The organism is Saccharospirillum mangrovi, from assembly GCF_003367315.1.
Classification (GTDB): domain Bacteria; phylum Pseudomonadota; class Gammaproteobacteria; order Pseudomonadales; family Natronospirillaceae; genus Saccharospirillum; species Saccharospirillum mangrovi.
Genome location: NZ_CP031415.1, coordinates 2909091 through 2923523, shown reverse-complemented (window position 1 = coordinate 2923523; position 14433 = coordinate 2909091). Strand labels below are relative to the sequence as shown.

9 protein-coding genes and 1 tRNA gene are annotated in these 14433 nt (G+C 52.6%); 5 read left to right on the top strand and 5 right to left on the bottom strand.

Annotated elements, in window-relative coordinates; all coding sequences use genetic code 11:
• The first annotated feature begins 27 nt into the window (after nucleotides 1–27).
• Nucleotides 28–786, top strand: coding sequence for a substrate-binding periplasmic protein (locus tag DW349_RS13865; protein WP_108126323.1), 759 nt, complete (start codon nucleotides 28–30; stop codon nucleotides 784–786).
• A gap of 24 nt (nucleotides 787–810) precedes the next feature.
• Here the strand turns inward: DW349_RS13865 and ptsP are convergent, their stop codons facing one another.
• On the bottom strand, nucleotides 811–3075 hold the full coding sequence (ptsP, locus tag DW349_RS13860; protein WP_108126322.1) for a phosphoenolpyruvate--protein phosphotransferase: 2265 nt from the start codon (nucleotides 3073–3075) through the stop codon (nucleotides 811–813).
• 235 nt (nucleotides 3076–3310) lie between these two features.
• Here ptsP and DW349_RS13855 point away from each other — a divergent pair, with 235 nt between their 5' ends.
• The 3 genes from DW349_RS13855 (at nucleotide 3311) to DW349_RS13845 (ending at nucleotide 6323) form a co-directional block, all read left to right on the top strand.
• Entirely contained in the window at nucleotides 3311–5494 is a 2184-nt protein-coding gene (locus tag DW349_RS13855; RefSeq protein WP_108126321.1) for an OsmC domain/YcaO domain-containing protein, read from the top strand.
• Nucleotides 5495–5669: 175 nt separating this feature from the next.
• Complete coding sequence (locus tag DW349_RS13850) at nucleotides 5670–6071, top strand: OsmC family protein (protein ID WP_108126320.1); 402 nt, start codon at nucleotides 5670–5672, stop codon at nucleotides 6069–6071.
• 175 nt (nucleotides 6072–6246) lie between these two features.
• Nucleotides 6247–6323: transfer RNA gene (locus tag DW349_RS13845), tRNA-Ile, on the top strand.
• A 355-nt stretch (nucleotides 6324–6678) separates the two neighbouring features.
• On the opposite strand, the gene drt3b is transcribed toward DW349_RS13845, so the two are convergent.
• A complete protein-coding gene (gene drt3b / locus DW349_RS13840; RefSeq protein WP_108126319.1) occupies nucleotides 6679–8667 on the bottom strand; it encodes an antiviral reverse transcriptase Drt3b in 1989 nt (662 codons plus the stop codon).
• Entirely contained in the window at nucleotides 8660–9859 is a 1200-nt protein-coding gene (gene drt3a / locus DW349_RS13835) for an antiviral reverse transcriptase Drt3a (protein WP_108126318.1), read from the bottom strand. Before drt3a ends, drt3b begins: the two co-directional genes overlap by 8 nt.
• Before the next feature lie 461 nt (nucleotides 9860–10320).
• Here drt3a and DW349_RS13830 point away from each other — a divergent pair, with 461 nt between their 5' ends.
• On the top strand, nucleotides 10321–10860 hold the full coding sequence (locus tag DW349_RS13830) for a cytochrome b (RefSeq protein WP_108126317.1): 540 nt from the start codon (nucleotides 10321–10323) through the stop codon (nucleotides 10858–10860).
• 44 nt (nucleotides 10861–10904) lie between these two features.
• Here the strand turns inward: DW349_RS13830 and mdoH are convergent, their stop codons facing one another.
• Both mdoH and DW349_RS13820 read right to left on the bottom strand, forming a co-directional pair.
• Entirely contained in the window at nucleotides 10905–12779 is a 1875-nt protein-coding gene (mdoH, locus tag DW349_RS13825; protein WP_108126316.1) for a glucans biosynthesis glucosyltransferase MdoH, read from the bottom strand.
• Complete coding sequence (locus DW349_RS13820; protein ID WP_157954394.1) at nucleotides 12776–14338, bottom strand: OpgD/OpgG family glucan biosynthesis protein; 1563 nt, start codon at nucleotides 14336–14338, stop codon at nucleotides 12776–12778. The genes mdoH and DW349_RS13820 overlap by 4 nt, the downstream gene beginning before the upstream one ends.
• Nucleotides 14339–14433: the final 95 nt, after the last annotated feature.

The following is a 14433-nucleotide window of genomic DNA, read 5'->3' as shown; positions in this document are numbered from 1 at the left end:
GAATCGCCAGAGGGGAGTGGCGAAGAGATGAAAGCAGGAACACTGACGTTTTTGAGCACGTTGCTGAGTGTGCTTTGTGCGCTGACGGCCCAGGCGCAAACGCTGACCGAACTGCGTTGGCTGACCGAAGATTTCCCGCCCTATAACTACGCCACCGAGGCCGGTGCCGACGGCTTGATGGTGGACGTGTTGCAGACCATCAGCGAGTCGATGCAGCAACCCGTCAACCCGGCCGACATTCAGGTACTGCCCTGGACGCGCGCTGTTCACACCGCGCAAAACGACGGCCATTCCGTACTGTTCAGCCTGGCGCGCACCGATGATCGCGAAGCCCAGTATCAATGGGCCGGGCCGGTGGTGCCGATCCGCATTGTCATGATGGGTTTGCCCGAGGCCCAGCAACGTCCACCGGAAAGCTGGCGCATTGGCGTGGTGCGCGACGACGTGGCCGTGCGTCTGGTCACCGCCGCCGGGTATCAGCCCGAGCAATTGGTGTACAGCGCCTATCCGGCATCGGTAGCGCGCATGTTATTGGCAGGCCGGGTGGACGTTTGGGCGTATGGCGAATTGCCGGCGCAGCAACGGCTCGATGCGCTGCCGGGGCAGGAAGATTGGCAGGTGCTGGAGGTGTTGTCGTCGACCCAGGCGTATTTCGGCTTTCATCCGGATGTCGACCCGATGCTGGTCGAGCAATTCCGCAACAACCTGAATCAGCTGACTGAACCGGATGCCCAAGGCCGCGCGCCCATGGACGCGCTGATCGAACGCTACACCCGCTCTTACTGACCAACGTTTCCTCGCACGGCTTTCTTACTGAACCAAAGCCCCCAGGCCCAAACCGCGAATGTGCGCATTAAGCATTTCGCGGCGTTCGGCTTCGGTGGCGCAATCGCGCGATTTATCGAGGAGGGCGATGCAATCTTCCAGGTGCAGATGGCGAATCAGCCATTTAATGCGCGGTAAATGGAAAGCCGACAGACTCAAGGTGCGCATGCCCATACCGAGCAGCAAAATCACCGCTGCCGGATCGGACGCCATTTCACCGCAAATACTGACCGGCAAATTCAGTCGCCGACATTCGCGCACCAAACCCTGCAACGCATCCAGCACCGCCGGGTGCAAATGGCTGTACAGCGACGCGACACGCGGGTTGTTGCGATCAACCGCCAACAGATATTGCGTCAAATCATTGGAGCCGATGGACACAAAGTCGATGCTGTCGCGCAGCCGGGGCAACAGCCACAACACGGCCGGCACTTCCACCATGATGCCAATCGGCGGTTTTGTCACCGTGTGGCCTTCTTCATTTAATTGCGCCACGGCTTCATCAACCAGAGCGTGGAAGCGCTGCAATTCATCTTCACGACTGAGCATCGGAATCATCAATTGCAGGTTCTGGCTCGATTTATTCGCTAGCAGCATGGCGCGAATCTGGTCGAGCAGAATGTTGCGGTAATCGAGCGTGAAACGAATGCCGCGCCAGCCGAGGAAGGGGTTTTGTTCCTGAATCGGGAAATAGGGCAGGGCTTTGTCGCCGCCGATGTCGAGCGTGCGCATCGTCACCGGCATGGGCGCGTAGGCGTCGAGCACGCCTTGGTAAATGCGCGTCTGTTCTTCTTCGGTCGGGAAATTGTTGTGCACCATGAACGGAATTTCCGAGCGGTACAAACCAATGCCCTCGGCGCCGCGTTCCAGACCGGGCGTGATGTCGGCCAACAAACCGGTGTTGGTATAAAGCCGGACGGTGGTGCCGTCTTTGCTTTCGGCAGGCAGTTTTTTCAGGTGCGACAAATCCGCCTGCAAGGCTTTTTGCTGGCGCTTCATGCGTTCGAATTCGGCGCGCAAACTGGCCGGTGCGTTGGCGACGATCTGGCCGCGATAGCCATCCAGAATAATTTCTGCGCCGTGCAGGCCGCTTAAATCTTCATCGCCGATGCCGACCACCGCCGGAATACCCAAGGCGTTCGCCAACACCGCGGTGTGCGACAAGGCCGAACCTTCCAGGCTGACGATGCCAGCCAGCAAGCTGCGGTCGATGCGGGTGAAGTGCGAAATGTTGATCTCGCGGCCAACCAGAATCACCGGCTGCGCCGGGTCTATGCGTTCGCTGTGTACGTCTTGCAGGCGGCGATAAATACGCACCGCCAGCACGCGCAAATCTTCCGCCCGGGCTTTTAAGTAGGGGTCGTCCATGGCTTCGAAGACGGAAATCTGCTGCAAGATCGCTCGCTTCAACGCCGTGCTGGCGCTGACGCCGGTGAGAATTTCCGTTTCGATGGCGGTGCTCAGCTCGGGGCTGTCGAGCAATAATTTATAAACGTCGAGCAACGAATTCAGGGTGTCTTCGCCGGTGTTGCCGAGTTGGTCGAGGCCCGTGTCGAGTTCTTCGCGCGTTTCATTAATGGCGTCGTGAATGCGGCGACGTTCGATGGCTTCGCCGCTGCCGTCGCGCTCGGCGATGTCGTCCAGACGGATGTCGTCTTTCACCACCCAGGCCGGGGCGATTTCAATGCCCGGTGCGCCCTTGATGCCCTGAAAGCGCGCCACCGGTTGCGTCTGTGCCTGGTTCGGATCAACCGGCCGGGCCGATTTCTTAATGTTGCCACCCAGGCTGCCAGCCAGATGCGCCGCCATGGTGATCAAAAAGGCTTCTTCTTCCTCGGTGAAGCGCCGCGTTTCGCGCACCTGCACCACCAGTACGCCGAGCGTCTGGCCGAGGTGAATCATCGGTACGCCGAGAAAACCCTGGTAATGCTCTTCGCCGGTTTCTTTGAAATAACGGAAGGCCGGGTGTTTGTCAGCGTGGTCCAAATTCAGCGGATGCTGGCGTTTGGCGATGGTGCCGACCAGGCCCTGGCCGGGCGTCATGCGAATCTGCCCTATGGCTTCCTGCGCCAAGCCGAGCGTGGCGGTTAATACCAGTTCGCCTTCTTCGTTCATCACGTAAAGGCTGCACACATCAACATCCAAAGTGGTGCGGATGCGCTCCACGATCAGCCGCACCAAAGCGCCGCTGTCGGTCGCCTGGGCCGCCGCCTGCAAGATCCGCTTGGCCGTGATCAAAGGGTTGAGCATGGGGTTTTCCGTCCGGTCATCGTCGTTTCATTGTCCATGCTTTGATGGGCTTGCACCACTGCCAATGGTCGGGTTCCTGCCGCTATATGGGGGCAAAAATGAGCGATTGGTACAGCGGTCGGCAGAAGCTTGGCCGCTATCTGGAAAATGAGGGAAGACGGTGGGCTGAAAATCTGGACAATGGCGCTGTTCAAGCCCCAGGGCCGCTCAACCCCATTACCCCGGTATTCTCGTCATGGAAATCAACGTTCGTTTTCTCGACAACCTTCGCCTGGAAGCCAAGTTTGATGACTTCAGCGTCATCACCGACCAGCCGATCCGCTACAAAGGCGACGGCTCCGCGCCCAGCCCGTTCGACTATTTCCTGGCGTCTTCGGCTCTGTGTGCCGCCTATTTTGTGCGCGTCTATTGCCTCGCGCGCGACATACCGACCGACAACATTCGCTTATCGCAGAACAACATTGTCGATCCAGAAAACCGCTACAACCAGATCTTCAAAATTCAGGTCGAGCTACCCGAAGAGATTTCCGACAAAGATCGCCAAGGCATTTTGCGGGCGATTGATCGCTGCACCGTAAAAAAAGTGGTGCAAACCGGGCCGAGTTTTGAGATCGAAACCGTCGAGCATTTAGCCGAAGACGCCAACGCCCTGTTAATGAGTTTGCCCGAAGGCACCCAAACCTTTATCGAAGGCAAAGACCTGCCGCTGGAGCAGACCATTGCCAACATGACCGACATTTTGGCGAACCTGGGCATGAAGATCGAAGTGTCTTCCTGGCGCAACATCGTGCCCAACGTCTGGTCGCTGCACATCCGCGACGCCGCTTCGCCGGCCTGTTTCACCAACGGCAAAGGCGCCACCAAAGAAGCCGCATTGTGTTCGGCGCTGGGTGAATTCATCGAACGGCTGAACTGCAACTTCTTTTATAACGATCAGTTTTTCGGCGAACAAATTGCCAACAGCGAATTCGTGCATTACCCGAACGAGCGCTGGTTCCAGCCAGGGCCAAACGATGCATTGCCCGACGGCATTCTCGACGACCATTGTTTGTCGATTTACGACCCGGACGGCGAACTGCGCGGCTCGAATTTATTCGACACCAATTCCGGCCGCACCGATCGCGGTATTTGTTCACTGCCGTTCGTGCGCCAGTCCGATAGCGAAGTGGTGTATTTTCCGTCGAACCTGATCGAAAACCTCTTCCTCAGTAACGGCATGAGCGCAGGCAATACGCTTAAAGAAGCGCAGGTTCAATGCCTGTCGGAAATTTTCGAACGCGCAGTAAAACGCGACATCATCGAACAGGAAATTGTACTGCCGGACGTGCCCAAAGCCGTGTTGGCAAAATACCCGCACATTGTCGCTGGCATCGAAGGCTTGGAGGAGCAAGGCTTTCCGGTCCTGGTCAAAGACGCCTCACTCGGCGGCCAGTTCCCGGTGATGTGCGTCACCTTAATGAACCCGCGCACCGGCGGTGTGTTTGCCTCGTTTGGCGCGCATCCGAGCTTTGAAGTCGCGCTCGAACGCAGCCTGACCGAGTTGTTGCAAGGCCGCAGTTTCGAAGGACTGAACGACGTACCGCCGCCGACGTTCAACAGCCTGGCGGTGCAAGAACCCAACAACTTTGTTGAGCATTTTATCGACTCGACTGGCGTCATTTCCTGGCGCTTTTTCAGCGATAAAGCCGATTACGAATTCAGCGAGTGGGATTTTTCGGGTAGTAACTCAGAAGAAGCTGACGCCCTGTTTGGCATTCTCGAAGAGCTGGGCCTGGAAGCCTATGTCGCCAGTTACGATGCCCTGGGCGCGCCGGCCTGCCGCATTCTGGTACCGGGTTATTCCGAGGTGTACCCGGTTGAAGATCTGATTGAAGACAACACCAACGTTGCGCTGGATTACCGCGCCGACATCCTTAACCTGCATCGCCTCAGCGACAAAGAACTGGAAAATTTATTCGAGCGTCTGGAAGCCAGTCAGCTTGATGACTACATGACAATCATCACGCTGATCGGTATCGAATTCGACGAAAACACCGCCTGGGGCCAACTGACGATTCTGGAACTCAAACTGCTGATTTGTCTGGCGCTGCAATGGCACGAAGAAGCGCTCGAGCGGGTTGAAGCCTTCCTGCAATTCAACGACAACACCGTCGAACGCGGGCTGTTTTATCGGGCCATCAATGCCGTGCTGGAAATTGCCCTCGACGACGAACTCGAATTTGGCGACTTCGAACCCAACCTGCGCCGAATGTTTGGCGAACCGACCATGGATGCCGTCATCGGCTCAGTAAATGGCAGTGTGCGCTTCCACGGCCTGACGCCCACCAATATGCAGTTGGAAGGCCTCGAAAAACACCTGCGTCTGATCGAGAGTTACCAGAAACTGCACGCAGCGCGGGCAGCCCAAGCCGGCCTCTGAAGACCGGCAAAATCGGGCGGACGCCAGTTGGCTGGCTGGGGTATGCTGACGCCATGCCTAACGACCGAAGTGCATCCAGAAAGATCGGCTTGGAATATCTGAACGTTGGAACTTTTATCGGTCGTTTCAGTCAGACGTCAGCCGAAAACTCAATGACAACAAACGGAGACACACCATGGCCGAAATTCAGATCAGCCTGAACCGCAAAGGCAACACCGCCAGCGAAGCTCACATCCGCAACCACACCGTAGTGATGGACCGCCCGGCCGAAAAAGGCGGCGAAGACCAAGGCCCTATGGGTGGCGAAACCCTGCTGGCCGCACTGGGTGGCTGCTTTATGTCGAACCTCGTAGCCGCCGCAGCCGCGCGCGACATCGACCTGGGTGACATCGACGTCGCCATCACCGGTCACCTGGACGGCACCCCGCCGGTATTCAACACCATCGACATGGCTGTCACCGGCCCCGCCGGTATCGACGACCTGGAAAAGCTGGTCACCATCGCCGAACGCGGCTGCATCGCCTCGAATACGTTAAAACAGGGTTTGAACGTGCGAGTGACCACTCACACGCGTTGAGTGCAGGGCCCAAGAAGCAGGGCCTAGCCCCACAAGGGTCGCCGTCATCCCGGCCCGCGCAAAGCGCGGAGCCGGGAACTCCCCAAACCGCCATCCCCAAACCTAGACTTACCAACCCGCCACGTTATAATGCCGCCCTTCAAATTCAGACCAGCGTTCGCTGGCTGACCTCAAAGGGCCCATAGCTCAGTTGGTTAGAGCAGTCGACTCATAATCGATTGGTCGCTGGTTCAAGTCCAGCTGGGCCCACCATGAAAGGCCCATTCTAGAGAGGTCTTAAATTTTGGCTGAGATTCTCTAAGTGTACTGTGCTACCAATGTGCTACTGAAGGATTGGAATGTTTACAAGCTTGATGAGCTCGGTTGAGCTGGAAATGCTGTCTTTGCATTGCCAATTATGAGTATTAGTGCTGTGCTGCTTCGTGTGTAACCTTGTCGTTCTAAAGGTACCTGCAGGAATCAGAGTAACCCGGTGGGCTAGTCTAATTACTAAAGAACTCAAAGGGATTCTTACCTATTATCTAGGTTAGTGTTTCAGTGCATCACAAGGCGCTAGTTCAGCCATGAGATGCTGGCAGACGCAGCACAGCATATGCACAGTAGTTTATTAGTAGCTTTTGATCAACGCAGGTGCTCGCATTTCCTTCTTTGTAAGATTGAAGAACACTTGTTTTTCATTATTCCAGCTAAAGAACCAATGCTTCTTTTCTAAGAAACGTCTGATTTGAGCCGCAATGATTGGTTTTTCCTCGGAAGTTATGTCACGTGACATGTGCTTTATTTTCATTTGATCCATTAGAGTAGATTTCATCGACCCTGATAAGTATGGGCATGAAAAGCTATCTACGAAAAACAAAAACAGCTCTGTATTGTCTAGAGGTTTTGTTTCTTTATTAAACCTATCTATTATTTTTGATTCGATTGTGCTTTTTATCGTCGATTTGTCTTCCTCAATGTAGTGTATCGTCGTAAAAGCAGTGAAGTAGTCTATGTCGCCAGGGCTACCTTCAACTAGGCTAGGGATCAGAGTGTACAAAACCTCATCTTTGAATTTGTATTTTCTGCCAAGTTCTTTATGAAGAATTAATAAGTTCAACAACTCTTGCGGAATTGTTTTGTTATTGAACTGAGAATTTCTTAGTGATAGCAAAATTTCATCGGATAATGTCTTCTTTATTCCTTCATTAAAATTTTCTGGCATTTTTTCTGCTATAGACATAATGACGATTGATATTTGGCAAACTAGATAACTTGGTCGATATCTCATGTCCATCGAAAAGCAATAGAATGCTATTGTCACTAATGATTTTATGTATGTGAAGATTTTTTTGTCATCAGCGTTCGCTTTGTCACTTGCTAATTTCTCGTTTAAATCTACAAGGTTGTTTCTAAGGACAGACAAAAATATATTCGTAATAGATTCATAGGTGACGCTGTTAGATTTGGCGATTGCTTTGTACTTTGATATATAGCTGAGATCAAGTTTGATAAGTTTTTTGTTTTCTTTGACTAAACTATCGATTGCATTTAATTCGTCGCTTTTTGACGGTGAAATTATGTAGTTTTCAAATAGCTCTATCGCAAGTAGCTTTGCTTCCAGCTTTGCTATTGATTCGTTCGTTATAAATGGCCTCTTTATCAGGTCAATCTTTGCTTCATTTATATGTAGGTTGAATTTCTCTAATTCTTCTCGATAGGCCTCCATAATTTTGTAAGCATCGGTCTCTGAGTGACAGAAAACAAAATAATCGTCAACATACCGCCGAATTTTAAAGCTTTTAATGCCCGATTTTTTTAATTGCTTTTTCCCGTTTTCATCCACTCTTTGGAGTATGATTTCAGAAAATATTCTAGAAAACTCTGGCCCTACAATAATCCCATTTGTTTCACCGTGATTACCCATTTGCATGAGGCGATCAAACTTACCCTCGAATGAAGTGCTTGTTATTGCAGAGCGATGAGCTTTGGCGAATTTTTTTTCTTTAACTGCCCATGTTAATGAGTGTGTGTAGATGCTTTGGAAGCATTTAAAAATATCGAATTTTAAAAAGTATGGGTATTGTCGTTCCAGGCGTTGAAACTGATATGACTCATAAAACATGTACAGTAATGGAAAGTCGCTGTACTGGAAATACGAAGAAGCGTGTTGGCTTTCTTTGCTTTGTGCGTGTTCTTTAGTTTCTACAAGGTCATCTCTTAGGATTTTTTTGTACTTAAGTGTCGAGTTTTTTTCGGAAAAATGGGATGCTACTTTTGTCGGCGCTCTTAGTGATGCAGCACTTCTGCTGCATAGTGAGGTGATTATAGAATCATAGGACTCATAAAAATCAATAAATTGGTATTGAATTGAAGGGTGAGGAATACTGATCGTCCTGCTAGAGTCTATGTTTTTTTTGATTTTATAATTATATGGTTGAGTTTCATGTTTGGATTTTACAATGGAGCTAAAGCAGCTATGTTGCTTGTTCAATTTTCCATTTTTTACTAATAAATAAAAATTATCATTTGAAAATAATATTGGAACTTCGTAGGGGAGCGTTTCCGTTAAAAGAATCCTATTTGTATCGCTGCGCCTTACTTTTTTTATTTTACTCATTTATCCAGCACGCCTTTATTTCTGCGACTTCTTTATAGTTGAAATTGTGACAGACTCTGTTTTTAAAGCCCTTCTGAAAAGAGTGTCTTAACAATTTTCTTCGAATGGGATTATTTAATAACGAGTTTATTTTCTCCCCCAATGCGCCTTTTTTTGAGAGAGTGATACGCTTAAGGTAGTCATCAAGTTCAATTAGGGATTCGCAGTTTTCTGGGATTTCTGAAAAATTATAGAAGATGCCGCCTTTTAGTGAATCCCCGCTTACTTTTGATCTGCTATCTAATTTGAAGTTCCCGGTGAGAAATTTAATCCTTTTCTCTAATAGATTATAGTTTTTTGATTTGGTGAATGAAATAAATGCCAGCGTGATTCGTGTTTTTATTTTTTTGATCTTTTTTTCTGCGATAGTTACATTTACATTTCGCCCTTCATTCTTGAATTGATACCCTAAGAACTCCACTATAAAAGGTTCAATGCCGACTTTGTTATTCAGCTGTTTTGTTTTGAACTCGTTTATTTTTAGTTCAATACCTTTTATGAACTCAATTATTTTTTCCTTGTGATCCATCTCAGATGGAGTGCAGAGTACTATTATATCATCAACATACCTGGCCGAGTAATACACTCCGCTGAGCTCTCTGATAAACTTGTCTAGATCTTTTAGGTAGTATTCTGATAATGTTGAACTGATCGAAAGTCCTCTTGGAAGTCCGTTTGCTTTTTTGAATTGTTCGGTATTGAAAAGAAGTTCGATAATTTCTTTTGTTTTATAAGATAAAATTGGGTCGTCCCAGCACGCTTTAAGTAATTTCTCTACCGGAATGGTTTCATAGAATGATTTAATGTCTATTTTTATCAGTTTAAAAGGGGTGTTTTCCTGGAGAAGGATTTTTAGTTGTTTAACGAGTGTTTGTCGGTCGCTTTGCTTTACTGAAAATATTTTTTTTAAGTGGTGATTTGCAATTTTTACTGCAAAGTAATCTTCAGCTTTTACTGGCTTATAAACTACCTTGCCGTTTCTTGAGAACGACTTGAAATTTGAAAACTTGAATTCGTTGCTATTGATATTGTTTGCGATGCCTTCTAATGAATCTAGCTGTTCATCTAGGCTCCACCCTAATTTGAAATTATATATGTCCGCAGCAGAACAGTGGCTACGTAGAGAGCTCTTTGAAATGGTTTGATCTAACATCAGGTTTACCCATTTCTTTATGAAATGTGATTTTAGTGTAGCTCTTATACTAGGTCGCCGTACAGTTATTGCCAGTACTCCGAGGCACTCCTCCCGCTGGCGAAAGCGACCACTCTTGAAACCGCGTCTGTATGACCGCCGTATGTTCAACAGACAGTATGCCCAGCAATCGTTTCATTTCCTCACCAAACGAAGACAGCTTGTCTTTCACGATATGAAAAGCCCGAAAAGCTAGGCTTTCTCTGCGAATGAATAATCCACCTATTGCCTTCTTCGCTAGTACTGTGGTGCCTTTTTTATTATTAATAAACTCGCAACAAGTGGTTGTGAGTAATTCGGTATAGACCAACCCATAACTAATACCCCTAACCCCTTAAGATAGCCCCCCACAAAAATAATCTCTATGATGCGCTCCAGGTAGGGAATCCCCTCTTTTAAAACCGTGCTAAGGAAAAGAACCAATGACCCAAATTCAAAAATACCCGCTTGCCTGGCGATTGTTGCACTGGCTTATGGCGCTGATGATTTTCGCATTAATACCCATTGGCATAACGATGGCCGAACGTGCCGAGCATGGAATTTGGGGGGCGCTGACTAACACCTTGTACAACTGGCACAAGTTGATCGGCTTTACGGTTCTGTTGCTGATGGTTGTGCGGGTGGTGATGAAGGTTTGGCTGAAGGGGCCGGCGTATCCGGATACGTTGCCGCGTCACCTGCAATTGGCCGCTCACAGTTTGCATCACTTGCTCTATGTCATGCTGGTGTTGACGCCCTTGCTTGGCTGGGCGGGTGTTACGGCGTATCCGGCACTGGTTACTGTGGCGGGTTATTACCTGCCGGCCATGCCGTTTGTGCCTGTGGACGAAGCTTTGGCGAATCGTTTGTTTGCGATTCACGGTGCCTTTGCAATTACCTTGGGTGTGTTGATCGTCGGCCATATTGGGGCGGCGTTGAAACACCTGATCGATAAAGACGGCTTGTTCCGGCGGATGCTGTAACAGCCGTCTGGTTCTTTATCGGGCATTACTTCTCGAGCGTTGCTTTATCGAGAATTGATAGTCACCGAATAAGTGTCTAGAAACGCCTGTCGGCGTTGCATGATCTCAGGTGGGGCTGCCTCTTCGGGGATACCCAGCAAGCCCCACTTTGCCAGCCATTGGCCGGCTGTTTTGCTGCCCGTCAGGGCGCAAAGCGGTACGGCCAATATCAGCCCGATGACAGTGGGCAGCATCCAATACAACAGTGAAGACGATTGCCACAGCAGCAGTCCGAGCACCAGCATGCCGAGAATGGTCTGCACGCCATGCCTGGCAATTAATGGCCGCCAGATCACCCCACGCCCCTGCCGCCGTTGGGCGGACCAGCCTGAGTCTTGCCCGCGGGCGATTTCCCAGAGGTGGCGGCTGTGCACCAGCATGAAAATGGGGGCGTGCAGTACCGAGAACAGCAGTTCCAGCAGAGCGCTGACGAAAAACCTCAGTCGACCAATCCCGCCGCGCCGCGCTTTGCTCAGTAGACCACCCAGCAGACCCAACAGTTTGGGCAGCAGTAACAGCGCCATGGTGCACACGAACAGCCCGACCATACGGTCTGAATCGAACCGGGGCAGCGCGCCACCGGCAATGCCCTGGCTTTCTTGCAGCGCAAAGAGCGTGCTCAGCACCAGGCCAACTGACACCATGGCGAGCCACAGCAGGGACGTCAGGTAATTCATCACACCCATAATCATGTGCGCCCGGCTTGGCCAGCGCAGGCCGCGAGTGCGTAGCACGGCCAGGTGTTGAACGTTGCCTTGCGCCCAGCGCCGGTCGCGAATGGCGGCGTCGCGCAGGGTGGGCGGGCATTCCTCCCAGGAACCGTCCAGGTCGGGCAGCATCCGTACCGACCAGCCGGCGCGCCGAATTAATGCGGCTTCGACAAAGTCGTGTGAGCGGATTTCGCCGCCGAAGGGGCGTGGGCCGGGCAGTTCGGGCAAGCCAGCGGCCGCTGCGAAAGCGCGAATGCGGATGATGGCGTTGTGCCCCCAGTAATTGCCGCTGTCGCCTTGCCAGGCGCACAGACCTCTGGCGAACACCAGGCCGTAGGCCAAGCTGGAAAATTGTTGCAGCCGGGCAAACAGCGTTTCGCCAGCGTATTGGCGGGGCAGGGTTTGCAGAATGCCGGTGTTGGGGTCGGCGTCCATTTCGCGCACCAGGGTGGCGAGGGTGCTGCCGGCGATCAGGCTGTCGGCATCGAGCACCACCATGTAGTCGTAACTGCGGCCCCAGCGGTTGATGAAGTCGCGAATGTTGCCGGTTTTGCGTTCGGTGTTCTCGGTGCGGCGACGGTACCAGACTGGAAGACGATCGCCCATACGATCACGCAGGCACTGCACGGCGGCGGTTTCGGCGCTGATGACGTCGGGCTTGTTGCTGTCCGAGAGAATGAAAATCTCGAAATGCCGGTGCAGGTCCAGGCGGGCCAGGTCTTCGCCCATGGCGGCGAGGGCTGCGCAAGCGCTGGCGGCGTCTTCGTTGTAAATGGGCATCAGCAGCACGGTTTTGCCGCGCAGGGCAGCATTGGGTTGGGCCTGCCGTGAACTGGGCCGAGCGCGGTAGAACAAGAGCGAGGCCAGGGCGGACGTCGCCGTCAGCGAAATCCAGCCGAAGGTCAGGGTGAACAGGCCCAGCAGCAGCCATAGCAATGCCGTTACCCAGAGGTCGCTGGGGCCGGTTGTCGTCATGGCGTCGCTGAGCGGCAGCGTTAGGTACATCTGCCAGCTGGCGGCGACGGTCAGCGCTAGGCTGCCGCCGAAGGTAAAGTAACGCGCCAGCCAGGTGGTCAACGTTTTGCGGGCGGCAAATTTGTTCGGGCGTTGTGACAGTTGCTGAGTGGGCATAGCCAGGGGCGATGCCGGTGGTGTGAGTGTTGTTGTCATCGCGTCCACCGATACAGCCAGGTTTCACCCCAGGGTTGGCCGTTCACTTCCAGCGCGACTCGCAGCTCGGCCAAATCGGCTTCGCCCGGGTTGAGTTTTACGTAAGCTTGGTAGTGGCCGGTGGCCTCGACCAAGGTGCCGCTGACATCGGTGATTGTGCCGGCACTGGTGCTGGCATTTATACGTAAGGCGTCAGTCGATGTCGGCAGTGCCGATCCGTCGCTGTAATCAATCACATAAATGCGGTCGTTGCCGCCCAGTGCGCGGCCGGAGGCGGTGTTGGTGATGCGTCCTTGTTCCGGTGCGTAGGCCGAGGCGGCGCCCCAATGCAGGCGGTATTGGTAGCGGTAGGTCTGGCCGACTTTCAGGCCGCCAGACGGTTGCCAGTAGGCGACAATGTTGTCCTGGTATTCACCGTCAGTCGGGATTTCCAACAGTTCGACGTGGCCTGTTCCCCATTCACCCAGCGGTTCGACCCAGAGCGACGGCCGTTTGTCGTAACGGGCTTCGTTGTCGTTGAATTGCTCGAAGGCGTCTCGGCGCTGCATCAGACCAAAACCGGCCGGCATGGCTGAGTCGGCGGTTTCAAAGGACGAGGCTTGCCAGTGGGCCGGGTTGGCCAGGGGGCGCCAGATGTGTTCGCCGTTGGCTTGCTGAATTTGCAGGCCGTTGGAATCGTGCACGGCGTTGCGGAAATCGTCGAACCGGGCGCGGTTGGTGGTGTCGAACATAAACATGGAGGTCAGCGGTGCAACACCAATGCGCGGTGTGTCGACGCGCGGGTAGAGGCTGGCGTCGACGTCCATCACGGTCTCAATGCCGGGTGTCACGGTAAAGCGATAGGCGCCGGTGAGCGAGGGGCTGTCGAGCAGGGCGTAAATGATGACTGCGCTGTCGTCGCTGGCCGGCTGTTCGATCCAGAAATCGGAAAAGTACGGGAATTCTTCGTCGCCATCGCCGACGGTGTTTACCGCCAGGCCGCGCGCTGATAGTCCGTAGAACTGGTTTTTAGCGACCGCCCGAAAATAGCTGGCGCCCAGGAACACTAAAAATTCGTCGTAGTATTCAGCGGTGTTGATGGGGTGGTGAACCCGAAAGCCAGCATAGCCGTCGGCGCTCAGGCTGTTCACATCAATAGAGCTGTCGTCGTAGTTGAATACGTCAGTGTCGAAGTCCAGACGACGAGCCACGCCGTTTTCCACCAGGTGGATGCCAACGGGCGTGGTGTGCAGAAACCCTGGGTGAAACAGTTGCAACTGAAACGGTCTGGATTCGTCGCCCCAGACGGCGTGGTTCGGATCAAACCGGATGCTCCGGTATTGGTCGTAGCTTAATGCGCGCAGTGCGCTGTCGTCGGCCAGGGTGTCGGGTGCGAAAGGTTTGCTCGCCAATTCGCGGGCCTGGTCCTCAAGCCAATGCTGGCTGAACGACGAGGTGTCGGGCTCAAACGCCAGTGGCGCAATGAGCGACCGGCTGACCAGCAGGCCGGCCACTAATAGCAACAGCAAGACTGCTACAGCCACAGCCCAATAAACGGGCCGGGTACTTCTAGGTAACATGATGTTTTCCCTTTCCATCAAGTGCGGGTCGAGTGTGATGCGTGCGTATTTTACAGGGTAAGAGGTTGTTCAGAGGCTCCCGACCACGATCACTG